We start from the raw sequence: 24,421 nt of genomic DNA on the forward strand, positions 1-24,421 counted from the left end.
CTCTGTTTTATGAGGGTGGGTGTGGGTTGTGGCGGTGGGGCTCCCGTATCACGCCGTGTTTGAAGCCCTGTCGCGGGGGTTAGGGGGGCGCCCACCTCTCCCGCGCAGTACGGGTTACGGCTGGACAGTGAAGGTGTACGTCTTCTGGCCCGTGGTGACCGCCGTGCCTCCTGCCGTGGTGGCAGTGGCTTCGAAGGTGACGGTGTAGGTGCCGGCTGCTTCGAAGGCCCAGTTGGCGTGGGCGTGGGTGTTGATGGCGATCGCCCGCGTGTCCGGCAGCCCGTTGCCGCTGTCGAACCAGACGGTCGGGCTGCCGAGCGAGCTGGTGGTGTAGACGCTCACGTCAGCCGGTCCGCTGACCGAGATCAGCTTCACGTTGAGCGTGTTGCCCTGCAGCGCTCCACTAGGAACACCCTCGGTGTTGAAGCCCGGCCAGACGATGTTGCTCACCTGTGTCTGCGGAAGGATCCACACGGCCGACCCCGGCGTACCAAGGAACGAGTACGCCGACCCGGACGGCACCGTGGTCTTACTGGCCGACACAGCATTCAGTACGACGTCCGCCGGGTTCCGGTCGACGGTCGGCGTCACCGTGCCGTCGCGCAGATCCAGCGTGAGCGCAGAGCCGGTCCAGTCGACGTCTACCGCATCCACGTGACCCTGGGAGATCGTCGTGAGGGCGTGAGCCGGTGCGACCGAGAGCAGCGTGACCAGCGCGGCAGTAGCGGCGCCCGCGAACACCCGGCCCTTCACAGTGCGACCTTGAAGGTGTAGGTCGCGATGGCGGACGCCTTGTTGCCGGTGGCAAGAACTGTGCCGCTGACCTTGACCGTCACCTTGTACGTACCAGCTGCTTCAAACGCCCAGTTGGCGTGCAGGTGACCGCCGGCCGACGTGTTGATCCGGTCCGGCAGACCGTTGCCGCTGTCTACGAGGACGGTCGGCGCACCGAAGGCATCCGTGGTGAAGACGCTCAGGTCGGCCGGGCCGGTGACGCCGATGACGTCGACCTTCAGCGCATCGTCCTTGAAGACACCGGGCTCGATCTCCTCGGCGCCGATCCCGGCCCACAGAAGTTCCGGGTCCTGGACCTGGGGAAGCACCCAGGCCCGGGCGCCCGGCGTACCGAGGAAGCTGTACTGCGGGTCGTCGGGGACGGCGATCTCCGAGCCGGGCTTGGCGACCAGGTTGACCGCGGACGGCGCGTACTCGACGCCGTGCTCCTCGTCGTGCACATGCAGGTCGAAGGCGCCGTTCTCGAAGGCGATGCCGATCACGTCGACATGGCCCTGATCGAGGTTGACCCGGGTGGTGGCACTGGCTGGGACGGCCAGACTGGATAGAGCGAGCAGTGCCACGGCGGGCAAAGCTATTCTTCGCATTGACTTTCCTTTCACGGACGGGCGGGAACTGAAGCCGTTGCAGGAGTACTGCGACGGTGGCTGAGGAGGCCGTGCCGGGGTGCGAACACCCAGCAGGCGATGAAGACGGCGGTTGCCGTCAGCACGATCAACCCGCCGGCGGCGAGGTTGAGCGCGTAGGAGAGGTAGAGACCGGTCAGGCCGGAGAACGCGCCGATCAGCGGAGCGATCAGCATCATCCGGCCGATCCGGTCGGTCAGCAGCCGCGCGCAGGCGGCCGGGGTGATCAGCAACGCGAGGACGAGGATGTTGCCGACCGCCTGGATCGAGATGACGATCGCGATCGTCACCATCGCGTACAGGGCCATGTCGAGCCAGAAGATCGGCAGGCCGACCGAGCGGGCGGTCTCGCGATCGAGGCCGACGGTGACGAACTCCTTGTGCAGGGCGCCGCTGATCAGCAGCAGTACTGCGCCCGCGACGGCGACCGTGATGACGTCCGCGTCGCTGATCCCGAGCACCGAGCCGAACAAGAACGACTCGAGCGATCCGCCGTAACCGGGCGCCGTGCTCATCACGACAATGCCGAGCCCGAAGGCGGCGGCGAAGAACACCCCGATCACGGTGTCTTCCTTGAGCCTTCTGTTCTGCGAGAAGACGGCGACGGCGAGTGCGGTGATCAGTCCGGCGACGATGCCGCCGACCACCAGACTGGTATGCAGGACGAACGCGATCGCGATGCCGGGGAAGACGGCGTGCGCCACCGCGTCGCCGATGAAGGCCATCCCACGCAGGGCGACGTGACTTCCGATCACGCCGCAGACGACGCCGGACATCAGTACGACGAGGAAGGCGCGCTGCATGAACACGTGCTGCCAGGGTTCGGTGAAGAACTCGATCATCGGGCGACTCCCAGGCTGTGCAGCAGTTGCTCGGACCGGGCGACGCCGAACGCGCGCAGCCAGACGGCTGGATCCCTGAGCTCGTCGGGTGAACCGTCGGCGATCACCGTTTCGTTCAGCAGGCACAGGCGGCTGCAGGTGTCTGCGGCGGCGGGCAGGTCGTGCGTGGTCATCAAGATCGCCGTGCCTTCGGCGGTCAGGTCGCGGAACAGTCTCGTGAGGATTTCCTGCGTCGGTACGTCGAGCCCGGTGAACGGTTCGTCCAGCAACAGCAACTTCGGCCGCAACGCCAGAGCCCGCGCCACCAGCACCCGCTGCCGCTGCCCACCGGACAGCTCCCCGATCGGTCGCCGTTGCAGGTCGCTGAGATCCACCCGCTCCAACGCCTCGGCCACCGCCGCGCGATCCTCACCCCCCGGTCGCCTCAACCACCCGATCCGATGAGTCCGCCCGGTCATCACCGCCGTCCGCACATCCACCGGGTAATCCCAAACAAACTCATGCCGCTGCGGCACATACCCAACCGCCCCCCGAGCCTCCCGCGGCGACCTTCCCTCCACCGCAATCACCCCGGCGCTCACAGCCACCAACCCCAACAACGCCCGAAGCAACGTCGTCTTCCCAGCCCCATTGGGCCCAATCAACCCCACCTGTTCGTGCGCGGCGACCTTGAGATTCACGTCGTACAGGACCGACCGCCCACCGAGCTCGACGGCGACTTCTTCTAGTTGGAGAACGTTCATGCCCGCCTCCGCCGAATCAGCGCGAAGCTGCCTACAAGCAACAGAACAACCGCACCGGCAATCCATAACCACGGAAATTGATCGTTTGAATCCACGACAACTGTTGTTTTGAAGGCTTCGCGGGGGTCGCCGGGGCCGGCGTGGAGGTGGAGGGGGCGGGTGTCGGTGACTGTGGTGCCGTCGGTGAGTTTGGCGGTCATGGTGATGTCCAGGAGGTAGGCGCCGGGGGTGGCGAAGGTCCAGTTGCCGTGGACATGAGTGTTGACGTCGACGCCCGTCTCCTGCGGAAAAGGTTTGCGGCTGTCGAAGACCGGAGCCGGCTTGCCGAAGTCCGAGTTGAGGAAGAGCGTGAAGGCACCCGGCCCTTCGACTCCGTTGAGCTTCCAGGTGACCTCGCGATCGACCCGGCTCGCCACGTCAGGGTCTTGGGTGTTCCAGCCCGGCCAGACGACGCCGGCCTTCTGCACCTGCGGAATCACCCACACCTTCGCGCCCGGCGTACCAAGAAACGCATACGAAGGATCCGCGGGCACCGACACCACCGCGGCATCGTTCGCCTGGAGAACAACGTTCTCCAACGGCCGCCACACCACCGGATCGCCCGTGTCGTCCCGCAACTGGATCGTCCACTTGCCGTCCACGAACCGCGGCCCGAGATCGACATGCCCGTCGGCGATCACCACCTGCTCCGCCGGCGGAACACCAGCCGGAACAATTGCCACCGGCAACAAGAGCGCGAGCAGCAGTTTCACTTCGTCTCCCCCAGACAAAGCAGCAGTTCATCCGCGTTGTGCCGCATCATCGCGACATACGAACGGGCATGTTCATCGAACGAATCCCCATAGATCGAGCACACCCGCACACCGCGATCACGCGCGACCTGCGTCAGCACCGACGCCCGCTGCGCGAGATTCGGCTCGGTGAAAACGGCCGGCACCTTCAGATTCCGGATCGTCTCGGACAACTTCCGGACCTGGTCGACACTCGGTTCCTGCGCCGGATTCGGTACGACGAAGCCGGCAACCTTCATCCCGTACGCCGAAGCCAGGTACCCGAAAGCGTCGTGCGTCGTGATGAGCTGCCGCCGATCGGCCGGGATCTTCGCCAACTGCGTTCGCATGTACGAGTCCAGCTCGTCGAGTTCTCGAAGGTACTTGGCCGCGTTCTCCTGATAAGCCTGCTTCCCGTCCGGATCCGCGCTGATCAACGTGTCGCGCATGAGCTGCACATAGGCCTTCGCATTGGCGACGTCCTCCCACAGATGCGGGTCGATCTCGCCGTGCACGTGCTTCCCGAGCACCGCTTGCGGCAATTGGTGAATCTGGGCGCCCGGCGTACCGAGGAAGCCGAACCGCGGATCGTCCGGCACTGTCTCCAACGCCTTACCGGGTACGTCGATGACAACGCGACCGGCCGGTACGACGGATTGTTCGGCGCCGACGCGCTTCGCATCGGAGTACGCGTAGACCTGACCGGTGTCGAGGTCGACGGTGAGGTCGGTATGGCCGTCGTCGAGAACCGTCGCGGTACCGCCGTCGGCCGGCTTCACCTGATGCGGTTCGACGCCGACCGCGAACGTGAAGGTGCCTTTGCCGAGCGGCTGGCCGGTGTCGAGCTTGCCTTCGAGAGTGAGGTGGTAGACGCCGGGTTTGGTGAACGCCCAGTTGAGATGGGTGTGGGCGGCCGGCGGGAGCGTCGTACTGTCGGCCGGGTTGCCGGAGTCGAAGTAGAGGTCTGGCTGACCGAGCGATTCGGTGAGGTACGCGATCAGCTTGCCCGGGCCGTCGATCTTGGTGGCGGTGAGCTGGACGGACGACGTACGGGTGGCGCCGCGAGCCTTGCCCGAACCGCGCACCCGCAATCCGAGCCAGAGCACATCGAGCCCGATGTCTTCCACCAACGGAATCACGTGCGCGCCGTACGACTCAGCCGCTTCGGCCAGCGACACGTTCGGAGTGTCCTTGGCGGCGTTCGCGTCGATGGTCTTGATCAACGCCTGTGGTTCCAGCAGCAGGTGATTGGTGAACGTGACATCCGCCTTGGCAACGCGCTTGGCGTCGGCGGGTGTCGGCTCGTAGGAGTGTGGATCCCCTCCCGCAGGCACCAGCGACGACGCCGACACCCGATCCCCACCAACCTGCTGCACCAGCTCAGCCAGAATCTCGGTAGTCGTGACGACATTGACCTTCCCGTCGCCCCCCGCAGCCCCACCACCACACCCACTAACCAGTACGACGAACGCCACCACCGCGGGCCCCACCCGCCTACCGCGCCTCACGCGTCACCCTGGCGACGCCGAGTGGCAACCAGCGCTACGACGCCAGCCACGGCAAGCGCCGCCCCGCCGGCGATCCACCCCACCCCAACCTCGCCACCGGTAGACGCCAACTTGCACCCACCCGAAGGCGCCGTCGGCGAGAAGGCGACTTTGTGCCCGAGTTGACCGTTTTCCGCGCCAGATCTGGTCAACCGGGGCACAAGGTCCCCCGCCGAAATGCGATCAACCCCAGCGCCACCCCCAACCGAGACCGCGCTCTGCGCGCCAGCGTCGGCCGGGCTGACCGCAACCGCGCTCTGCGCATGGGTGCTGCCCGTGGCGACCGCGCTCTGCGCGTGAGCGCTGCCCGTGGCGACCGCGCTCTGCGCGTGAGCGCTGCCCGTGCCTGCCGCGCTCTGCGCGTGAGGGCCGCCCGTGCCACGCGCGTTAGCGCCGGTGTGGGCGGAGTTGTGGGCGGTGGTGGTGCCGACGGCGAAGGTGAGGGTGGAGGTGGTGGTTGAGGGGGCGCCGGTGGTGAGGGTGGCTGTGTGGGTGAAGGTTGCGCGGTAGGTGCCTGGTTTGGTGAACGACCAGTTGCCGTGGGCGTGGGTGCCTAGCGGGATGCGGTATGTGTCGGGTACGCCGTCGCCGGAGTTGAAGATGATCTTCGGGCGGCCGAACGAGTCGAATTCGAAGACAGCCAGGTTGCCGGGACCGGTGACGCGGTCGAGCCGCCAGTCGACGCCGGTGGAGAGTTGGCTGCTCGAGAGCTCCTCGGTATTCCAGCCGAGCCAGACGACGCCGTCCTTCTGCGTCTGCGGGATCTGCCAGAGCGGCGCACCGGCCGGGCCGAGGAAGGCGAACGCTCCACCAGGTGCACGCGTCTGGGACGCAGCAGTCAGCTGGATCGTCACCTTCGCCGGGTCACGCCACACCGGCGTACCGGGTTTCGTACCGTCCTTCACCCGGGAAGCAAGCTTCCCGCCTTCCATCCGTACGGCGTAGTCGGCATGCCCGCTCGACAAGGTCGTCCGAGTCTGGTCACCACCCTGCCCGCCAGGCGGGTTGCCGGGAGAGTTGCTGCCGCCCGGGGAGTTGGAACTGCCGGGGGAGTTGCTGCCACCTGGGGAGTTGGTGCTGCCGGGTGAGTTGGTCGAGCCGTTCGTTCCGTCGCCTGACGGTGTGCTGGTGACGACGCAGGGTGGCAGCTTGCTCGACTGGTTCTGGACCCCGCCGCCGGATGGTGAATCGGCGCCGCCGTCCGCGGAGCCGTGCGTCGAGGTGGAGCCCGGCACGACCTGCGTCGGGGTGGCGGACGGCGTGGTGGTGGTGGCCGCGGTGACAGGCGGCTTCGTCGTCGGCTGACCGGTCGGTGCCGAAGTCGGCGGGGTGGTCGGCGGAGTCGTGGAGGGCGCCCCAGGCGGCGTGGTCGACGGAGTACCCGGCGGGGTGGTGGGAGGTGTGCCCGGCGGGGTGGTGGGCGGAGTACCCGGTGGTGTCGTGGGAGGTGTGCCCGGCGGTGTCGTCGGCGGAGTACCCGGCGGTGTGGTCGGGGGAGTGCCGGGCGGAGTTGTCGGTGGGGTTGGAGGTTCGTAGGGGCCGACTACGAAGGTGTAGGTGACGGGACCTGAGGTGACCGGTACGCCTGCGGCCGTGGTGGCAGTGGCTTGGAACGTGAGTTGGTAGGTGCCGAGTTGGGTGAAGGCCCAGTTGGCGTGGACGTGTCGTCCGACCGGTTGGTGGAGTACCCGCAGCCCCGGATCGGCCGCGCTGAACAACCGCTGCGCTGCCCCCGTGAACTCGTCGTAGTTGAAGAACACCTCCACGTTGCCCGGCCCCGACGACGACAGCAACGTCAAATCGACCGAGTCGCCCGCCAGCACCCCAGGCACGATCGTCTCGGTGTCCCACCCCGGCCAGATCAACTCCGGATCCTGCGACTCCGGCGCGATCCAGACCGAATCACCCGGCTGACCCAGGAAAGAGAACGCCGGCAGATCAGGCAGTTCGACCCGCGCCGACCCCCTGTCCTCCAGGTTGAAGATCAGCCCGGCCGGGTCAGCGACGCGGTACTCGCCCAGCCCGATCCGGGTGCTCAGCCCGACCGAAGTCCCGTCGTACGTCGTGTGCAGGGCATCCGTGTGGACCGCCCGCAACACCTCGGGCGGCTCCGCGGCGTACGAGCGAAAAGACGGCAGAAGCAGGAAAAGCAGCGTCAGGACGGCAAGCAGTGCAGGCCGAAGCCGGTGGTGAGCGGCGGTCACCGAGGTCCCCCAGAGGTCGGATGAGATGTGAACAGCCCGCACCTTATCTGAATCGACAATCATTTTCAGTAACAGCAGAAGAAACTGCCCCGATGGCAGTGGAAAGTCACCTCCGGAGAACCCGGGGCGGTACCTCTTGACCAGATTTCACGTCTGGGCGTAGTGGTGGGTAGACTGTTTTGGTTGCCTCGGCGAGGGACGCCCCCCGGACTAAGTCCTTCACAAGACCTGGCGGGCGCGGCTCCGTGATCGACGCGGTGGTTCGTTGCCTGACGCCTGTTCGGGAGTCAAGACGCGCCTGCTGAGGCCAGCAACTCCAGTTCCAGACAACGCAGTCACCACTGACAACTGATCACCGCAACGCTTTTTGAGGAGTTCATCTCGTGGCCGAGGTCAAGATCCAAGCCGAGTCGCGCACGGAGTTCGGCAAGGGTGCTGCCCGCCGAATCCGCCGGGACAACAAGGTGCCCGCCGTTCTCTACGGCCACGGCACGGACCCGGTGCACATCACGCTGCCCGGTCACGACACGATGTTGGCGCTGAAGACCGCCAACGCCCTGCTGCTGATCGAGGTCGAGGGCAGCGAGAGCCTGCTCGCGCTCCCGAAGCAGGTTCAGCGTGACCCGCTGAAGGGCCACATCGAGCACGTCGACCTGGTCATCGTGAAGCGCGGTGAGAAGGTCCAGGTCGAGATCCAGGTGCACGTCGAGGGCGACGCGGTCAGCGACACCCTGGTCGTCGTCGAGAGCCAGACCATCCTGGTCGAGGCCGAGGCGACCCACATCCCCGACGGCGTCACTGTCTCCGTCGAGGGCCTCGAGGCCGGCGCCCAGATCCACGCCTCCGACCTCAAACTGCCGGCCGGTACGACGCTGGCTGTCGAGCCGGACACCCTGGTCATCAACGTGACCGCGGCGCAGACGGCCGAGCAGGCCGACGCCGAGCTGGCCGAGGCCGAGGCCGAGGCGGGCATCGAGAAGGACGAGCCGGTCGCGGCCGCGGCCGAGTAGTAGCGGGACTCCTCAAGCACAGAGCGAGAACAGGAAGGCCGGGATCCGTGGCGGACGACGTGTGGTTGGTCGTCGGGCTGGGGAATCCCGGCCCTTCCTATGCCAAGACCCGGCACAACGTCGGCCAGATGGTCGCCGACGAACTGGCGGCCCGGGTCGGCGGCAGCTGGAAACAGCACAAGCAGGCCAAGGCCGAGGTGGTGGAGGCGAGGGTCAGCGGGATCCGCACGATCCTCGCCAAGCCCCGGTCGTACATGAACGAGTCCGGCGGTCCGGTCTCCGGGCTGCTGAAGTTCTTCAAGGTGGAGCCGGCCACGCTGGTGGTCCTGCACGACGAGCTCGACATCGACTTCGGCGTACTGCGGGCCAAGTTCGGCGGCGGCGACAACGGCCACAACGGGCTCAAGTCGCTGCGGAAATCGCTTGGCACCGGTGACTACTATCGGTTGCGGTTCGGGGTGGGCCGGCCGCCGGGGCGGCAGAGCCCGGCCGACTTCGTGCTGGACGAGTTCTCCTCGGCCGAGCGCAAGGACCTGCCGTTCGCGGTGGACCGCAGCGCCGACGCGGTCGAGTCCCTGCTCACCGACGGTCTAGAAGTCACCCAAGCCAAATACAACTCCTGAGACACACAACTCGTGAGAGTGGTAACCCAATGTCCTGCCTTTCGGCTCCATACGCCATCTCCGGCGCCCAGGCGGGCGCCTCGCGGCGTTGGAGCAAAGGGCACGATGGGAAAGCATCGAGCCCTTCGCTCCGCCTTGCGATGCACCCACCTGAACACCGGAGCTGACGCATGGAGCCGAGAGGCAGGACATTGTGAAGCTGGCTGGTCTGGTCGACACCCTGATCACCGATCCGGTGGTGGCCGAGGCCGTCCGTGATGCCAGGACGGAAGGCGTCACGACGCTCGACCTGAGCGCTCCCGGTTCGATCCGCCCTGTCCTGATGGCTGCGCTGGCCGCTCGTCAGGGCGCCGACCGCCCGGTGCTCGCGGTCACCGCGACCTTCCGCGAGGCCGAGGAGCTCACCGAGGCACTCCAGTGCATGGTCGAGCCCGGCACGGTCGCCTACTACCCCGCCTGGGAGACGCTGCCGCACGAGCGGTTGTCACCCCGTTCGGACACGGTCGGCCGCCGCCTTGCCGTACTACGGAGGCTCGCGCACCCCGATCCCTCCGACGAGACCACCGGCCCGATCAAGATCCTGGTCGCCCCGGTGCGCTCCGTCCTGCAGCCCCAGGTCGCCGGTCTCGCCGATCTCCGCCCGGTCCAGCTGCACGTCGGCGACACCGTCGACCTCGAGGACGTCGTCGCCCGGCTGTCCGGCGCGGCGTACAACCGGGTCGACCTGGTCGAGCGACGGGGTGAGTTCGCCGTCCGTGGCGGCATCATCGACGTCTTCCCGCCGACCGAGGAGCACCCGCTGCGGGTCGACTTCTTCGGCGACGACGTGGAAGAGATCCGGTACTTCGCCGTCGCCGACCAGCGGTCGCTGGAGATCGCGCAGCACGGCTTGTGGGCTCCGCCGTGTCGCGAGCTGCTGCTCACGGACGAGGTGCGCGCCCGGGCCGCAGTACTGGCCAAGGAACACCCTGAGCTTTCCGAGTTGTTCGAGAAGCTCGCTGAAGGACACGCGGTCGAGGGGATGGAGTCGCTCGCGCCCGTCCTCGTCGACGACATGGAGCTGCTGGTCGACCTGATGCCGGCCGGGACGCACGTCGTGGTGAGCGACCCCGAGCGGGTCCGGGCCCGGGCGCACGACCTGGTCGCGACCAGTCAGGAGTTCCTGGAGGCGTCCTGGGCGGCTGCTGCCGGTGGTGGCGACGCACCGATCGACCTGGGTGCGGCGGCGTACATGTCGCTGGCGGACGTTCGCTCGCACGCGCTGGCCAAGGGGCTGGCGTGGTGGAGCATGTCGCCGTTCGCGGCGGCGCCGGCCGATGCGCCGTCGGAGCTGCGCGACTCGATGGGCGAGCGGATCTCGATCGACATCGACACCGAGGTCGGCGCGGTCCGCAGCCGTCAGGTGAACGCGCACGAGGTCGACCGGTACCGCGGCGAAACCGCTGCTGCCGTTGAGGATGTGCGCGCCTGGTTGCGGGACGGCTGGCGCGTCGTCTGCGTCACCGAGGGCCACGGCCCGGCCCAGCGACTGGCCGAGGTGTTCTCCGAGGCGGAGCTGCCGGCCCGGACTGTCGAGTCGATCGACGGGGTGCCCGAGCCTGGCGTCGTACTGATCTCCCAAGGTGCGCTGGATCAAGGATTCATTGCTGAAGGCATCAAGTTCGCCGTACTGACCGAGAATGACCTTGCGGGGCAGCGATCTGCGGCCGAAAGGCGCTCGCAGCAACGAATGCCGAGTCGGCGTAAGAAGGCTGTCGACCCGCTGGAGCTCGCACCCGGCGACTACGTCGTGCATGAGCAGCACGGCGTCGGCCGGTACGTCGAGATGATGCAGCGGACCGTCGGCACCGGTGCCCAGAAGGCGACTCGCGAGTACATCGTGATCGAGTTCGCGCCGAGCAAGCGCGGCCAACCCGGCGACCGGCTGTACGTGCCGACCGACCAGCTCGACCAGGTCACCCGGTACGTCGGCGGCGAGCAGCCGTCGCTGGACAAGATGGGCGGCGGCGACTGGGCCAAGCGCAAGGGCCGCGCACGCAAGGCGGTCCGGCAGATCGCCGGCGAGCTGATCAAGCTGTACGCCGCGCGCCAGGCGACCAAGGGGCACGCGTTCGCGAAGGACACGCCCTGGCAGCGTGAGCTCGAGGACGCCTTCCCGTTCGTCGAGACGCCGGACCAGCTGGCGACGATCGACGACGTGAAGCGCGACATGGAGCGGGTCACGCCGATGGACCGGATCGTCTGTGGCGACGTCGGTTACGGCAAGACGGAGATCGCCGTACGGGCTGCTTTCAAGGCGGTCCAGGACGGCAAGCAGGTCGCCGTCCTGGTGCCCACGACTCTGCTTGTCCAGCAGCACTATGCGACGTTCGCCGAGCGGTACGCCGCGTTCCCGGTGAACGTGGCGCCGCTGTCTCGGTTCCAGACCGACAAGGAGGCCAAGGCCACCATCGACGGGCTGGCCGACGGTTCGGTCGACGTGGTGATCGGGACGCACCGGCTGTTCAGCGGCGAGGTCGCGTTCAAGGATCTCGGGCTGGTCGTGGTCGACGAGGAGCAGCGCTTCGGCGTCGAGCACAAGGAGCAGCTGAAGCAGTTGCGGACGGCGGTCGACGTACTGACCATGTCCGCGACGCCGATCCCGCGCACCCTGGAGATGTCGATCACCGGCATCCGGGAGATGTCGACGATCGCGACGCCGCCGGAAGAACGGCACCCGGTGCTGACCTTCGTCGGCGCCTACGAGGAGGGCCAGGTGACCGCCGCGATCCGGCGCGAGCTGCTGCGCGAGGGTCAGGTCTTCTTCGTCCACAACCGGGTGAACACGATCGAGAAGGCGGCCGCCCGGATCCGCCAGCTGGTCCCGGAGGCCCGGGTGTCGGTCGCCCACGGGCAGATGCCGGAGCACCAGCTGGAACAAGTCATCCAGGGCTTCTGGGAGAAGGAGTCCGACGTCATCGTCTGTACGACGATCGTCGAGTCCGGCATCGACATCTCGAACGCGAACACGCTGATCGTCGAGCGGTCGGACCTGCTCGGGCTCTCCCAGTTGCACCAGCTCCGCGGCCGGGTCGGCCGTGGTCGCGAGCGGGCCTACGCGTACTTCTTCTTCCCGCCGGAGAAGCCGCTCACCGAGACCGCGCACGACCGGCTCGCCACCATCGCCCAGCACGCCGACCTCGGCGCCGGCATGCAGGTCGCGATGAAGGACCTCGAGATCCGCGGCGCCGGCAACCTGCTCGGTGGCGAACAGTCCGGGCACATCGCCGACGTCGGGTTCGACCTGTACGTCCGGCTGGTCGGCGAGGCGGTCGCGGAGTACCGCAACGACGGCTCCGAGGAGGACACCGTCGCAGAGGTGAAGATCGAGCTGCCGATCGACGCGCATCTTCCGCACGACTACGTTCCGTCGCAGCGGCTCCGGCTGGAGATGTACCAGCGGCTGGCCGCCGTACGGGACGCCGATGGGATCGCCGAGCTGGTGGAGGAACTGCACGACCGGTACGGCGACATCCCGCAGCCGGTGCTGAACCTGATCGAGGTGGCGAAGTTCCGCAACCACGCCCGTACTGCGGGGTTGCAGGACGTGACGCTGCAGGGCAATCTGATCCGCTTCGGACCGGTCGACCTGCCCGATTCGAAGGTGCTCCGGCTGAACAGGCTGTACCCGAAGAGTCTGGTCAAGCCGCAACTGCGTACGATCCTGGTGCCACGACCTGTCACCCGGCCGGTCGGCGGCCAGCCGCTCCGCGACCAGGAGCTGCTGCAGTGGTGTACGAGACTGATCGACGATGTGATCGCCGAGCCCGTGGGGGCTAAGGCCTGATGCTGGAGGAGAGTCCGTTGAGCAGAAACCTCGTCAAGGTGACGGGCGTACTGGCTGCGATGGTGCTGCTCGGCGGTTGTGCCGCAGGCACCCACCCCGGCGCCGCCGCCCAGGTCGGCAACACCGAGATCTCGGTCACCGACGTGGAGGACACCGCCCGCGCGGTGAGCGCGGCGCTCGGCCAGCCGTTCACCCCGGAGGTCGCGCTCAACAACCTGGTGAACAGCGCGCTGGTCAAGCAGATCGCCGACCAGCGGTCGATCACCATCACCGACGCCGAGGTCGCCGAAGGGATGAAGTCGGCCGTCTCGGACCCGGCGGTCTACGACAAGTTCGCCAAGGACCCGGTCGCGAACAGCTTCCTACGCGACTTCGCCGTGGCAGGGATCGGCACGATCAAGCTCGGCGGCGGCACCGGGATCAGGGACCCGAAGGCCCAGCAGGCCCAGCAGGCCGGCCTGACGATCGTCAAGGACGCCTCGAAGAACATCACCATCGACATCGCGCCGCGGTTCGGCAAGTGGACCGACGCCGGTCTCGACACCAAGGTCTCCGGCTCCCTGTCGACACTGTCCGACCAGACCAAGGCCAGCAGCAAGCCGGCCGACCCGAACGCGGACCCCAACGCCCAGGACCCGAACGCCCAGGACCCGAACCAGCCGGCGCCGGAACCCCAAGGCTGATCGTCCCCCCGTGCCCGGCTCCATCAAAGTCGTCCTCACCAGCCCCCGGGTAGCGCCAGGACTGCTCACCCGCCCCGCCTGGGCAGCCTTCGACGAAGCTGACGAGGTCCTCGCCGCTTCCGGCACGCCGCGAGCCGCCGAGCCCGCCGCACCAGCCGGCGCGTCCGCCAGTGGCGCCGTCCGTTTGGCTCCGGTGGAGCGCCCGGATGTGCTGGCGCTCGAAGCCGCCGGTTATGTGGTGGGCCGGGTTGATGGGGATGCCTACGACCACTGGGCTCGGATGAGTTCTGCTGCTGCTTCTGGGCTGCGGGTTGCGTGGTTGGTTGGGGATGACGGTGAGCCGGGGTTGATCCGGTTGATCGCCGACGCGTTGCACCGTGAAGCTGAGGCCGGCCTGCGCCCGGAGTACGGGATCGAGATCGTGCATGGCTCGTACGACGTACCGGGGGCGCGGCTGATCGACCTCGTGCGCGTGATGGACCGGCTGCGCAGCAACTGCCCGTGGGACCAGGAGCAGACGCACGAGAGCTTGGCGAAGTACCTGCTCGAGGAGACCTACGAGACCCTCGAAGCCATCGACACCGGCGACCGCGACCACCTCCGCGAGGAACTCGGCGACCTGTTGCTCCAGGTCGCCTTCCACTCCCGGATCGCCGCCGAGGACGAGGCCGACGGCTTCACCATCGACGACGTAGCCGCCGGCATCGTCGAAAAACTCATCCGCCGCCACCCGCACGTCTTCGCCTCGGCCGAAGCCGCCGACGCCGCAGCCGTCGAGGCGAACTGGGAAACCATCAAGGCCGCCGAAAAACAACGCACCTCGGTCCTCGAAGGCATCCCCCTAGCCCTCCCCGCCCTGGCCCTCGCCGACAAGGTCCTGGGCCGCTCCGCCAAGATCCACCCCTACGAACCCCCCACCACCCCCACCCTCGGCGACAAACTCCTCCTCCTGGTCCAAGAGGCCCGCGCCGAAGGCATCGACCCCGAACAAGCCCTCCGCCAGGCCACCCACCACCTAGCCACCCAAATCCGCACCACCGAATCCAGCCACTAGCCCTCCCTGGCCCGGGTCAGCAGCGTCGCCTGCCACCCGGCAGCCCCGGCTCTGGGCCAACGGTCTCGCCGGGGTGCTTCGGACCCACCGCCGCGGTCCGGCAGGGCCTTTTCTGGCGTTAGGCGTACCGACGGACATGAGGTATGCGTCCTTCAGGTCGAAGGCCACGCTCAGCGGCACACCTCGGAGGGCGTTGGCGAGGCGTACCTCATGTCGGTCGGTACGCCGGCGTTCCTGCGCGCGGTGAGTGGTCGGGCCATTCGGCGCGGGCGGCTGCGAGTTCCTCTTCAGTCGCCGGATCGTGGACCTCGGCGAGTTCGGCCAGCAGCTCGCCGAGGTGGCGCTGCTCGTGTTGCCGATCGTCTTCCTTGTCGCTGTTCACCTGATCATCCTTGCAGCGCCGGGCGAAATTGGATCGACCGGTGGGGGGTGGAGTGGGAGGGTGGCGGGATGTTTGAGGGGCTGGTGGAGACGCGGTGGGGATTGCGGGTTGAGCGGGTTGAGGTGTTGGTGGGTGGGATGAACTCCCGGGTGTGGATGGTGGTTGCTGGGGGCAAGAAGTATGTGGTGAAGGCGGTGGGGGTGAGGGATGACGCGTTTGCGGCTGGGTTGGAGATGGCGGCTCGGTTGCAGGCGGGTGGGGTGGTGACGGGGGCGCCGGTGGCCAGTCGGAGTGGGCGGCTGGTGGAGGTGGACGGGGAGCATCAGGTCGCTGTGCTGGAGTTTGTCGACGGGGTTCCGCTGGTCGGCGGGCCTGAGGACCACGCGGTGATGGGGGCGACGATTGCTCGGGTGCACGCGATTCTGGCGGCTGAGCCTGCGGATATCGGCGGGTGGGTCGACCGGATGACGGGGGTGTTCGACGAGTACCTGGATCTCGAGCCCTGGATCCGCCCGGCCGTCGAAGGTGCGCTGGACGGCGTACGGAAGACGGCGGGGTTGAGCTGGGCGGGGTTGCACGGTGATCCCGCGGCTGAGGCGTTCCTGCGGCAACCCGATGGCGCGACCGCGTTGATCGACTGGGGTGGCGCCATGCTCGGGCCCGTTCTCTATGACCTCGGCTCACTCGTCATGTACCTGTCCGAGCCGGACCGCGTCATCGCCGCCTACCTCGCCGAACGCCCCGCACTCACCGAGGAAGTCAGCACCCACCTCGACACCTTCATCAACTTCCGCTTCGCGATCCAGGCCGCGTACTTCGCCTGGCGCCTCGCCACCGACGTCCAGACCGGCCTCACCACCAGCGACGGCAACCACAAGGGCCTATCCGACGCCCGCCGCTGGTTCAACGTCTAGAAGACTCGCCCGTACGGCGTGCTCGGCGGCAGGCCAGTCGCTCACCGGAACCACTCCCGCCGGCACCCGCCCGCTCTGTTGCGGGCCGAAGAGATACCGGCAGGGCACAACCCCGGCAAGAGCTTGATGGACGTCAGGCTTGTCGTCGATGAAGTGGGTGATGCCGAGCTCGGCACAATGCACGGCCTTGTCGGGACGGCGGAGACAGAAGCGATAGTTGCCGTCGGCAACGCCAGTACGGTCGAAGAAATTGTGGTGGCGCAGCCAGTCCAGGGAGCGTTGCTGGGTGCGTGGGCCGCACTTCGAGATCAGCCAAGCCTGGCCGTCGACCAGCGAAACCAACCGTGCTATGGACTCGAAGGCACCCGGCACGGAGGGTGTACGAAGCATGGTCTCCTGAGAACCCTGGAAGAAGGCGGTGTCGCCGCCGACGGCGGCCGATCCGTCGATGATCACTCGGCCGATATCGATGCCCAATCTGTTCATGCTGCCAGCGTGCGCCAATCCGAACAGTCAGCAGAACTATGAATTGGCGACACAGCTATAGTTTCAGGTAATGATTCTGGATCGGCTGGTCGCCGAGGACCTGGCGGCGTTCGCGGTCTTCGCCGCACACCGCAACTTCACCCACGCGGCGAACGAGCTGCACGTCAGCCAGCCGGCCCTGCACGCCCGGATCCGCAAGCTGGAACAGACCCTCGGCCGCCCGCTGTACACCCGGCACGGCCGTGCTCTGTGGCTGACCGAGACCGGCGAACAGCTTGCCGCCTTCGCGAATGACACGAGGACCCGCGCGGCCGAGTTCCTCGCCGAGCTCGACTCGCGCCCGTCTCGCCCGCTCGTCCTGGCGGCCGGATCCGGGGCCTATCTGTATCTCCTCGGCGAACCCATCCGCCGTTTCCTGGCCAAGAAGCAGGAGCTCCGGCTGATCACCACCGACGCGGACGCGACTCTCGGCGCGCTCCGGGACGGCAGCGCTGATCTTGGGGTGACCGCACTGGTGGTGCCGCCCGACGAGCTCGATTGCCGCCCGCTCAAGCAGTACCCGCAGGTTCTGGCGGTCAGGCCGGATCACCGCCTCGCCGGCCGCCGCTCGCTCCGGCTGAAAGATCTGGCCGGCGAAGCTCTGGTGGTGCCTCCGTCCACCAGACCGCATCGCGTGCAACTGGAGCGGAGCCTGCTTGATGCAGGGGTTGATTGGGCCGTCGCGGTTGAGGCGGAAGGCTGGGCGCTGCTGGTCCACTTCGTCCGCCTCGGCGTGGGACCGGCAGTGGTCAACGGCTTCGTCCGTACGCCGGCCGCCGTGCGAACCGTGCCGATCAAAGATCTGCCGCCGGTGCGGTACTACCTGGTCACCCGCCCGAACCGGCCGCAGGACAAACGTCTCGACACATTGCGCGACCTGCTGCAACGCTACGTACCGTGAGTAAGGACAGCCGGGCGATCTCCAAGCTGCTCAGGCACACGGCGGGTGAGCGTGGCCTCGCGATGAGTGCCGACGGCTGGGCTGACATCGACGACGTACTACGGGTGCTCCGAATGGACCGTGATCGCCTGGACCTGGCAGTGCGCGAGAACGACAAGCAGCGGCTGCAGGTGGACGGGCAGAAGATCCGGGCCTGCCAGGGGCACTCGGTCGAGAATATGCCGGTCACGCGTGAAGCCTTGGAGAACAGTTGGCGACGGGTGGAGCCCGATCACCTGCTCTGGCACGGGACGAATCAGGGCGCGCTGGCGCAGATCCAGGAACACGGGTTGCTGGCCGGCCGGCGTACCCATGTGCACCTCGCACCGGCGAAGAACAGCCGTGTGGGCAGGCGATCCGCGGTCGACGTGCTGCTCGGGATCGACCCGGCCGCGCTCGGGCAGCCCGTCTTCGAGGCGCCGAACGGCGTACTGCTGACCAGATTCGTGCCTGCGCACGCGATCCGCGTTGTGGAAAAGGCGGACGCGGTCCACTGAGCCCGGTGGTCTGGACGCTAGGCTCGGGGCTGACATCAGGTGTGAACAGAGGAGTAGATGTGGCCACCATCGAGGCCGTCGGCGCTCGCGAGATTCTTGACTCGCGCGGCAATCCCACTGTCGAGGTCGAGGTTCTGCTCGACGACGACACCGTAGCCCGGGCGGCAGTGCCCTCCGGCGCTTCCACCGGCCAGTTCGAGGCCGTCGAGCTGCGCGACGGGGACAAGTCCCGCTACGGCGGCAAGGGTGTCCAGAAGGCCGTCGCGGCCATCCTGGAGGACATCGACAAGGAGATCGTCGGGTACGACGTCCACGAGCAGCGGCTGATCGACCAGGCCATGCTGGACCTGGACGGTACGCCGAACAAGGCCAAGCTGGGCGCGAACGCCATCCTCGGCGTCAGCCTCGCGGTCGCCAAGGCCGCCGCGGAGAGCGCCGGTCTGGACCTGTACCGCTACGTCGGCGGCCCGAACGCGCACGTGCTCCCGGTGCCGATGATGAACATCCTCAACGGCGGTTCGCACGCGGACAGCAACGTTGACGTGCAGGAGTTCATGATCGCCCCGATCGGCGCGGCGACGTACTCCGAGGCCCTGATGCAGGGCGCCGGCGTCTACCACGCGCTGAAGGCGGTGCTGAACGAGCGCGGCCTGTCCACCGGCCTCGGTGACGAGGGCGGCTTCGCGCCGAACCTGCCGAGCAACCGCGACGCCCTCGACCTGATCCTGGTCGCGATCGAGAAGGCCGGCCTGCAGCCGGGCAAGGACATCGCGCTGGCCATGGACGTGGCCGCGAGCGAGTTCCACACCGATGGCGTGTACGCCTTCGAGGGTGGCAAGAAGTCGTCCGACGAGATGATCGCGTACTACGCGGAGCTGGTCGACTCCTACCCGATCGTCTCGATCGAGGACCCGCTGAACGAGGAGGACTGGGCCGGCTGGATCAACCTCGCCGGTCAGCTCGGCGACAAGATCCAGATCGTCGGCGACGACCTGTTCGTCACCAACGTCGAGCGGCTGCAGCGTGGCATCAACGAGAAGGCCGCGAACAGCCTGCTGGTCAAGGTGAACCAGATCGGCTCGCTGACCGAGACGCTGGACGCCGTCGACCTCGCCCACCGCAACGGCTTCACCTGCATGATGAGCCACCGCTCCGGCGAGACCGAGGACACCACGATCGCCGACCTCGCGGTCGCCACGAACTGTGGCCAGATCAAGTCCGGTGCCCCGGCCCGGTCGGACCGGACGGCGAAGTACAACCAGCTGCTCCGGATCGAGGAAGAGCTGGACGACGCAGCCCGGTACGCCGGCCGCTCGGCGTTCCCGCGATTCAAGGGCTGACCGGGCTAAGGTTCTTGGATGTCCTCCCGCCGGGATCCAGGTGCACGGCCTGGCTCGCGACCAGCGAGTCGCAGCCAGTCGCGTCCACCTGCCCGGCGGGACGCTCACCAACCCAAACGCCGTACGACGGGCACCCCGGCCGGCCCGGTCCGGACCCGGGGTTCCCGTAATCTCACCGGCCGGGCAGCCGTGGTGCTGCTCGTGCTCGGTGCGCTGGTCGTGTCGTACGCGCAGAGCCTGCGGGTCTGGTTCGACCAGCACCAGCAGATCAGCGCCCTGCAGCAGGAGATCCGCGATCGCGAGAAGCGGGTCAACCAGCTGGACGACGAGATCGCCCGCTGGAACGACGACGCCTATGTGCGCGCCCAGGCCCGGCAACGACTCGGCTGGGTGATGCCGGGCGAGGTCGGCTACCGGGTGATCGGTGCCGACGGAAAGCCGGTCGGAGCGCCGCCCGAGCCCGCTGGTCCGACCGATCCGACGGCCGACAAGCAGGACCCGACCTGGTACACGAAGCTGTGGGGCAGCGTGCAGGGCGCCGGCAAACCGGTCAAACCGGCCGCGCCGCCGCCGGCGAAGCCCACCCCGAAACCCATCCTGACCCCCAAGGCCAATCGGTGACCTCAGAAAGTATCGACGCTGCCGATCAAGCAGCGGTGAGCGCCCAGCTCGGGCGGACCGCTCGCGGGATCCGGTCGATCGCGCATCGGTGCAGCTGTGGGCTGCCGGACGTGGTCGAGACCGAGCCGCGGCTGCCGGACGGTACGCCGTTCCCGACCACCTTCTACATCACGTGTCCCCGCCTCGCGTCCGCCATCGGGACGCTCGAGGCCGGCGGGATGATGAAGGAGATGACCGAGCGCCTCGCCGTCGACGAGGAGCTCGCCAAGTCCTACCAGGCGGCGCACGAGTCGTACCTCGCACACCGCGAGTCGATCGAGCACGTCGCCGAGATCGACGGCATCACCGCGGGCGGCATGCCCACCCGGGTCAAATGCCTCCACGTCCTGATCGGCCACTCCCTGGCAGTTGGTCCCGGCGTGAATCCGCTCGGCGACGAAGCACTCGGCGCCCTGTCGGACTGGGGCCGGCGCGGCCCGTGCGTCGACCCGGCGCCGGACGCGCCCGGTGCGGGCGGGGCCGAGCGGCTCGATGACTGACGCGGTACGTGTCGCGGCGATCGATTGTGGGACCAACTCGATTCGGTTGCTGATTGCCGACTGTGCGGACGGGGTGCTGACCGAGGTCGATCGGCAGATGCGAGTGGTGCGGCTCGGCCAAGGAGTCGACTCATCGGGAGCGTTCGCACCGGAAGCTCTGGAGCGAACCTTCGCCGCCGCCTCGGAGTACGCGGCTCTGATCCGTACGGCGGACGTCGCGCGGGTCCGCTTCGTCGCCACCTCCGCCGCGCGGGACGTGAGCAACCGGGACGAGTTCTTCGCCGGGATCGAGCAGCGGCTCGGAGTCCAGCCCGAGATCATCTCCGGTGCCGAAGAGGCCGCACTGAGCTTCACCGGGGCGACCGGGGGACTTGCGACCATCGACGTACCGGGCCCGTATCTGGTCGCGGACATCGGTGGCGGATCGACCGAACTCATCCTGGGCGACGCCTCCGGAGTGATCGCGGCGGAATCGCTCGACATGGGATCAGTGCGGATGACCGAGCGCCACCTCGCATCGGATCCGGCCTCGATCGAGGAGATGGCGGCGGCGACCAGAGATGTCGACGCGTTGCTCGAGTCCTGCGCCGTGCCGTTGTCGGAGGCAAGGAGTTTGGTCGGCGTGGCCGGCACGGTGACCACGGTCGCCGCAGTTGCTCTGCAGTTGACCGAGTACGACCCCGGCGTGATCCATCACGCGCGGATCCCGGCGCCTTTGTTGCTCGACACAACGGCCTGGCTGATGGGGTCGACCCGGGCGGCGCGTTCCGCCGTACCGGCTATTCATCCTGGACGAGTTGATGTGATCGGTGCTGGGGCGCTGATTCTGCAGCGGTTGCATGATCGGGTGGCCGACCACCTCGCGTACGACGAGTTGCTGGTCTCCGAGCACGACATCCTCGACGGGGTCGCGCTGTCCCTTGCCGGCGACTAACGCGGGCGGAGGCCGTCCAGGGCGAGTTGGAGGACCCTGGTTCGCTGATCCTCGTCGACGAAGCCGGCGCCGGTCAGCCCGCTGACCATCCGGAGTACGTCGTCGAAGAGTGCGTCGGTGCGCAGCGCGCCGGCGTCCTGGGCCCGGTCGAAGAGCGGCTGGCCGGCGGCGTACATCGCCTCCCGGGCCACGCGGAACGCCTCGGAGTCGCGATTCAGCTCCTCGTAGATGGCCTTCTTCGTGGCGGCGTACTCGACGAAACGCTGCAGCCAGGCTTCCAGCGCCTCCCACGGCGGCAGGTCGGCGACCTGGACGGCGGCCGCGCAGAGCTCCTCGATCTCGCCCAGGTAGACGCTGTCGAACAGGTCCTGCCGGGTGGGGAAGTTGCGGTAGAGGGTGCCGATCCCGACGCCGGCGCGGCGGGCGATCTCCTCAAGCGAGGCCCCGGTGCCGTGTTCGGCGAAGGCGTCCCGGGCGGCGCTCAGCAGGGCGTCGAAGTTCCGGCGGGCATCGCTGCGGACGGGGCGTTTCACGGCGACGCCCAGCGCGGGACGCGAGTTCTCTGTCACCCCAACCACCCTATCGACTAGTACCGGAGGCAAGCCTCCGCTATAGTGGAGGCATACCTCGACTTTACCAGGTCGGGACTCCGGCGCCGCCGTCGCGTGGCGCGTTCACACCCTCTCGAAGGACTTCGGCATGCCCACAATCAGGCATCGAAAGACGACTTCGCCGCGACTGACGCTGGCTGTGCTGGCGACCGTCGTGGCTGCTTTCTCCATGCTGCAGTCGCTGGTGACCCCGGCACTGCCTCTCATCCAGCGCGATCTGCACACCACCCCGAGCATGGTCACCTGGGTCTTCACCGCCTTGCTGCTGTCCGTCTCGGTGGCGACACCGCTGCTCGGCCGGGTCGGCGACATGGTCGGCAAGGAACGCACGCTGCTCATCGGCCTGGTCGCCCTCGCGATCGGCTGTCTGCTCGCAGCGGTCGCGCCCAACATCGGCGTACTGATCGGCGCCCGCGCGATCCAGGGGCTCGGCGGCGCCGTGTTCCCGCTGTCGTTCGGCATCATCCGGGACGAGTTCCCGGCCGAGCGGGTCCCGTCCGTGGTCGGCCTGGTGTCGGCCGTCATCGCGGCCGGTGGTGGGCTCGGGATCGTGCTCGCCGGGCCGATCGTCGAAGCACTCGGCTGGCGCTGGCTGTTCTGGATCCCGATGATCATCGTCACGCTCGCCACGGTGATGGTGCGCCGCTACGTCCCCGAGTCGCCGAACCGGGTGCCCGGCAGGATCGACTGGCTGGCCGCCGCGATGCTGTCGGGCTGGCTGATCGCACTGCTGTTGCCGTTGAGTGCGGGGCGGTCGTGGGGCTGGGGGTCGGCTCGGACTATCGGTCTGTTCGTGGCGGCCGTCGTGCTGCTGGTCGGCTGGATCACCGTCGAGCTCCGTTCGCGGAACCCGCTGATCGACATGCGCATGATGCGGTTGCCGGCGGTCTGGACGACGAACCTGGTGGCGTTGCTCTTCGGTGCGGCCATGTTCGCGGTCTACGCGTTCGTACCGCAGTTCATGCAAATTCCCACCGCGGCAGGATTCGGCTTCGGCTCGAGCGTGACGCAGGCGGGTCTGCTGATGTTGCCGATGCTGGTGACGATGGCCGTCACCGGTTCACTGAGTGGGCCGATGACTCCGTACTTCGGGGCGAAGGCGCAGGTGGTGCTGGGATCGGCGCTGAGCCTGGTCGCCTCGCTCGCCTTCGCGGAGTACCACGACGACCCGTGGCAGGTCGCGCTGTCGACCGCGCTCTTCGGGATCGGACTCGGCCTGGCCTACGCGTCGATGACGAGCCTGATCGTGCAGAACGTTCCGCGGGAGCAGACCGGTGCCGCTACCGGCATGAACGCCAACATCCGCACCATCGGCGGCTCGATCGGTACGGCGGTGGCCAGTTCGATCATCACCGGTCACCTCCAGCCGTCCGGTCTGCCCGCGGAGTCCGGCTTCACCGACACCTTCCTGCTGCTGTCCGGATTCTCCGCGGCAGCGGTCCTGCTCGCCCTGGCGATCCCGGCCGCCCGCCGGACGAAGTACGCCGCTCCGGATCCGGTGTTGGAGGAACTCGTCAGCTGACCCGCAGTCTTAGGCTGAGGGGATGAAGCTGCCGCACCCGCTGACAGGGGAGCTGTTCGAGAGCCCGGTACCACCCGGCACCGGCTGGCCCGAGGATCCGGCTTCACCCCGTACGCCGATCGCCGGCAACCCTGCTGCCGTAGTCGCGCTCGCCGACGACCTCCCGGCGACGGATGCCCTGGCGGAACTCGACGCCAGGGTCTCCGTCTGCCGGGCCTGCGACCGGCTCGTCGGCTGGCGCGAAGAAGTTGCCCTGAGCAAGCGAAAGTCGTTCGCGGACCAACCCTACTGGGGCCGCCCGATCGCCGGCTGGGGCGCTTCGTCGCCGCGGATCTTGATCGCCGGGCTGGCCCCCGCCGCCAACGGCGGCAACCGGACCGGCCGGGTCTTCACCGGCGATCGGTCGGGCGACTGGCTCTTCGCGTCCCTCCACCGGGTCGGCCTCGCGTCGCAACCCACCAGCACCCATGCCGGTGACGGCCTGCACCTGCTCGGCGCCCGCATGATGGCCGCCGTCCGCTGCGCACCACCCGCCAACAAACCCACTCCCGAGGAACGCGACACCTGCGCCCCGTGGTTCCACGCGGAACTCCGCCTGGTCCTCCCGACCACCCGCGTCATCGTCTGCCTCGGCAAGTTCGGCTTCGACGTCCTCCTGAACGCCCTCCAGGCCGTCGGTGGCGCCGTCCCCCGCCCGCGCCCGAAATTCGGTCACGCCGCCGAGTACGTCGTACCGGGCCCGTACGGCGAAGTCACCGTCCTCGGCTGCTTCCACCCCAGCCAGCAGAACACCTTCACCGGCAAACTCACCGAACCCATGCTCGACGCAATCTTCACCCGAGCCAAGTCCCTAGCCGACCTGTAGCTCGCCAC

Annotated in this window: 24 protein-coding genes; 14 read left to right on the forward strand and 10 right to left on the reverse strand. The window is 67.9% G+C overall.

Translation table 11 applies throughout. The features are described from left to right. Positions 1-114 precede the first annotated feature (114 nt). The 7 genes from ABZ004_RS30935 to ABZ004_RS30965 are packed head-to-tail and all read right to left on the reverse strand — an operon-like array spanning position 115 to position 7,527. Complete coding sequence (locus ABZ004_RS30935; RefSeq protein WP_355684615.1) at positions 115-753, reverse strand: choice-of-anchor M domain-containing protein; 639 nt, start codon at positions 751-753, stop codon at positions 115-117. Further along, positions 750-1,382, reverse strand: a complete 633-nt coding sequence (locus tag ABZ004_RS30940; RefSeq protein ID WP_355684616.1) for a choice-of-anchor M domain-containing protein — start codon at positions 1,380-1,382, stop codon at positions 750-752. Before ABZ004_RS30940 ends, ABZ004_RS30935 begins: the two co-directional genes overlap by 4 nt. A gap of 11 nt (positions 1,383-1,393) precedes the next feature. After that, positions 1,394-2,263 carry an anchored repeat-type ABC transporter permease subunit gene (locus ABZ004_RS30945; protein WP_355684617.1) on the reverse strand — a complete coding sequence of 290 codons (870 nt, stop codon included), beginning with the start codon at positions 2,261-2,263 and terminating at the stop codon, positions 1,394-1,396. After that, positions 2,260-3,006 (reverse strand): anchored repeat-type ABC transporter ATP-binding subunit, encoded by a 747-nt coding sequence (locus ABZ004_RS30950; RefSeq protein ID WP_355684618.1) that lies wholly within the window; start codon positions 3,004-3,006, stop codon positions 2,260-2,262. Before ABZ004_RS30950 ends, ABZ004_RS30945 begins: the two co-directional genes overlap by 4 nt. Beyond that, complete coding sequence (locus tag ABZ004_RS30955; protein ID WP_355684619.1) at positions 3,003-3,758, reverse strand: choice-of-anchor M domain-containing protein; 756 nt, start codon at positions 3,756-3,758, stop codon at positions 3,003-3,005. The genes ABZ004_RS30950 and ABZ004_RS30955 overlap by 4 nt, the downstream gene beginning before the upstream one ends. Beyond that, positions 3,755-5,284: an anchored repeat ABC transporter, substrate-binding protein gene (locus ABZ004_RS30960; RefSeq protein ID WP_355684620.1), complete on the reverse strand. Its 1,530-nt coding sequence runs from the start codon at positions 5,282-5,284 to the stop codon at positions 3,755-3,757. The genes ABZ004_RS30955 and ABZ004_RS30960 overlap by 4 nt, the downstream gene beginning before the upstream one ends. After that, positions 5,281-7,527, reverse strand: a complete 2,247-nt coding sequence (locus ABZ004_RS30965; RefSeq protein WP_355684621.1) for a choice-of-anchor M domain-containing protein — start codon at positions 7,525-7,527, stop codon at positions 5,281-5,283. Before ABZ004_RS30965 ends, ABZ004_RS30960 begins: the two co-directional genes overlap by 4 nt. A 383-nt stretch (positions 7,528-7,910) precedes the next feature. Here ABZ004_RS30965 and ABZ004_RS30970 point away from each other — a divergent pair, with 383 nt between their 5' ends. The 5 genes from ABZ004_RS30970 to ABZ004_RS30990 all read left to right on the forward strand — a co-directional run bounded on the left by ABZ004_RS30970 (position 7,911) and on the right by ABZ004_RS30990 (position 14,723). Next, complete coding sequence (locus tag ABZ004_RS30970; RefSeq protein ID WP_355684622.1) at positions 7,911-8,537, forward strand: 50S ribosomal protein L25/general stress protein Ctc; 627 nt, start codon at positions 7,911-7,913, stop codon at positions 8,535-8,537. 47 nt (positions 8,538-8,584) lie between these two features. Continuing rightward, positions 8,585-9,160, forward strand: a complete 576-nt coding sequence (gene pth / locus ABZ004_RS30975; RefSeq protein WP_355684623.1) for an aminoacyl-tRNA hydrolase — start codon at positions 8,585-8,587, stop codon at positions 9,158-9,160. Between the two features lie 193 nt (positions 9,161-9,353). Further along, positions 9,354-12,986 carry a transcription-repair coupling factor gene (gene mfd / locus ABZ004_RS30980; protein WP_355684624.1) on the forward strand — a complete coding sequence of 1,211 codons (3,633 nt, stop codon included), beginning with the start codon at positions 9,354-9,356 and terminating at the stop codon, positions 12,984-12,986. Between the two features lie 17 nt (positions 12,987-13,003). Continuing rightward, positions 13,004-13,669 carry a SurA N-terminal domain-containing protein gene (locus ABZ004_RS30985; RefSeq protein WP_355684625.1) on the forward strand — a complete coding sequence of 222 codons (666 nt, stop codon included), beginning with the start codon at positions 13,004-13,006 and terminating at the stop codon, positions 13,667-13,669. Positions 13,670-13,679: 10 nt separating this feature from the next. Continuing rightward, positions 13,680-14,723: a MazG family protein gene (locus ABZ004_RS30990; RefSeq protein ID WP_355684626.1), complete on the forward strand. Its 1,044-nt coding sequence runs from the start codon at positions 13,680-13,682 to the stop codon at positions 14,721-14,723. Between the two features lie 208 nt (positions 14,724-14,931). Here the strand turns inward: ABZ004_RS30990 and ABZ004_RS30995 are convergent, their stop codons facing one another. Next, a complete protein-coding gene (locus ABZ004_RS30995; protein ID WP_355684627.1) occupies positions 14,932-15,105 on the reverse strand; it encodes a hypothetical protein in 174 nt (57 codons plus the stop codon). Positions 15,106-15,173: 68 nt separating this feature from the next. On the opposite strand from ABZ004_RS30995, the gene ABZ004_RS31000 reads away from it, so the two are divergent. Continuing rightward, the gene (locus ABZ004_RS31000; protein WP_355684628.1) at positions 15,174-16,019 is read left to right on the forward strand and encodes a phosphotransferase; all 846 of its coding nucleotides are present in this window, start codon (positions 15,174-15,176) and stop codon (positions 16,017-16,019) included. Here ABZ004_RS31000 and ABZ004_RS31005 read toward each other — a convergent pair. Then, a complete protein-coding gene (locus ABZ004_RS31005; RefSeq protein WP_355684629.1) occupies positions 15,987-16,505 on the reverse strand; it encodes a hypothetical protein in 519 nt (172 codons plus the stop codon). The genes ABZ004_RS31000 and ABZ004_RS31005 overlap by 33 nt on opposite strands. A 70-nt stretch (positions 16,506-16,575) precedes the next feature. Between ABZ004_RS31005 and ABZ004_RS31010 the strand changes: the two genes are divergently transcribed. The 6 genes from ABZ004_RS31010 to ABZ004_RS31035 are packed head-to-tail and all read left to right on the forward strand — an operon-like array spanning position 16,576 to position 21,415. After that, positions 16,576-17,445, forward strand: a complete 870-nt coding sequence (locus ABZ004_RS31010) for a LysR family transcriptional regulator (protein WP_355684630.1) — start codon at positions 16,576-16,578, stop codon at positions 17,443-17,445. Next, the gene (locus ABZ004_RS31015) at positions 17,442-17,981 is read left to right on the forward strand and encodes an RNA 2'-phosphotransferase (protein WP_355684631.1); all 540 of its coding nucleotides are present in this window, start codon (positions 17,442-17,444) and stop codon (positions 17,979-17,981) included. The genes ABZ004_RS31010 and ABZ004_RS31015 overlap by 4 nt, the downstream gene beginning before the upstream one ends. A 59-nt stretch (positions 17,982-18,040) precedes the next feature. Further along, a complete protein-coding gene (gene eno, locus ABZ004_RS31020; protein ID WP_355684632.1) occupies positions 18,041-19,321 on the forward strand; it encodes a phosphopyruvate hydratase in 1,281 nt (426 codons plus the stop codon). 18 nt (positions 19,322-19,339) lie between these two features. Then, positions 19,340-19,942: a septum formation initiator family protein gene (locus ABZ004_RS31025; protein ID WP_355684633.1), complete on the forward strand. Its 603-nt coding sequence runs from the start codon at positions 19,340-19,342 to the stop codon at positions 19,940-19,942. Further along, entirely contained in the window at positions 19,939-20,481 is a 543-nt protein-coding gene (locus tag ABZ004_RS31030) for a DUF501 domain-containing protein (RefSeq protein WP_355684634.1), read from the forward strand. Before ABZ004_RS31025 ends, ABZ004_RS31030 begins: the two co-directional genes overlap by 4 nt. Then, a complete protein-coding gene (locus ABZ004_RS31035; RefSeq protein WP_355684635.1) occupies positions 20,474-21,415 on the forward strand; it encodes a Ppx/GppA phosphatase family protein in 942 nt (313 codons plus the stop codon). The genes ABZ004_RS31030 and ABZ004_RS31035 overlap by 8 nt, the downstream gene beginning before the upstream one ends. Here the strand turns inward: ABZ004_RS31035 and ABZ004_RS31040 are convergent. Then, entirely contained in the window at positions 21,412-21,984 is a 573-nt protein-coding gene (locus tag ABZ004_RS31040) for a helix-turn-helix domain-containing protein (RefSeq protein WP_355684636.1), read from the reverse strand. The two genes, ABZ004_RS31035 and ABZ004_RS31040, sit on opposite strands and share 4 nt — an antisense overlap. Positions 21,985-22,114: 130 nt before the next feature. On the opposite strand from ABZ004_RS31040, the gene ABZ004_RS31045 reads away from it, so the two are divergent. Both ABZ004_RS31045 and ABZ004_RS31050 read left to right on the forward strand, forming a co-directional pair. Beyond that, the gene (locus ABZ004_RS31045; RefSeq protein WP_355684637.1) at positions 22,115-23,548 is read left to right on the forward strand and encodes an MFS transporter; all 1,434 of its coding nucleotides are present in this window, start codon (positions 22,115-22,117) and stop codon (positions 23,546-23,548) included. A gap of 22 nt (positions 23,549-23,570) precedes the next feature. Beyond that, entirely contained in the window at positions 23,571-24,413 is an 843-nt protein-coding gene (locus tag ABZ004_RS31050; RefSeq protein ID WP_355684638.1) for a uracil-DNA glycosylase, read from the forward strand. The last annotated feature ends 8 nt before the right edge of the window (positions 24,414-24,421 follow it).

It is taken from the genome of Kribbella sp. NPDC006257 (assembly GCF_040613535.1).
In the GTDB taxonomy this organism is placed as follows: Bacteria; Actinomycetota; Actinomycetes; order Propionibacteriales; family Kribbellaceae; genus Kribbella.

Bases quoted from the DNA above. Each gene is read 5' to 3' on its own strand.
- ABZ004_RS31045 (WP_355684637.1), top strand. From the start codon at position 22,115: ATGCCCACAATCAGGCATCGAAAGACGACTTCGCCGCGACTGACGCTG.
- ABZ004_RS30945 (WP_355684617.1), bottom strand. From the start codon at position 2,263: ATGATCGAGTTCTTCACCGAACCCTGGCAGCACGTGTTCATGCAGCGC.
- ABZ004_RS30950 (WP_355684618.1), bottom strand. From the start codon at position 3,006: ATGAACGTTCTCCAACTAGAAGAAGTCGCCGTCGAGCTCGGTGGGCGG.
- ABZ004_RS30940 (WP_355684616.1), bottom strand. From the start codon at position 1,382: ATGCGAAGAATAGCTTTGCCCGCCGTGGCACTGCTCGCTCTATCCAGT.
- ABZ004_RS31000 (WP_355684628.1), top strand. From the start codon at position 15,174: ATGTTTGAGGGGCTGGTGGAGACGCGGTGGGGATTGCGGGTTGAGCGG.
- ABZ004_RS31050 (WP_355684638.1), top strand. From the start codon at position 23,571: ATGAAGCTGCCGCACCCGCTGACAGGGGAGCTGTTCGAGAGCCCGGTA.
- ABZ004_RS31010 (WP_355684630.1), top strand. From the start codon at position 16,576: ATGATTCTGGATCGGCTGGTCGCCGAGGACCTGGCGGCGTTCGCGGTC.
- ABZ004_RS31005 (WP_355684629.1), bottom strand. From the start codon at position 16,505: ATGAACAGATTGGGCATCGATATCGGCCGAGTGATCATCGACGGATCG.
- ABZ004_RS31025 (WP_355684633.1), top strand. From the start codon at position 19,340: ATGTCCTCCCGCCGGGATCCAGGTGCACGGCCTGGCTCGCGACCAGCG.
- ABZ004_RS31035 (WP_355684635.1), top strand. From the start codon at position 20,474: ATGACTGACGCGGTACGTGTCGCGGCGATCGATTGTGGGACCAACTCG.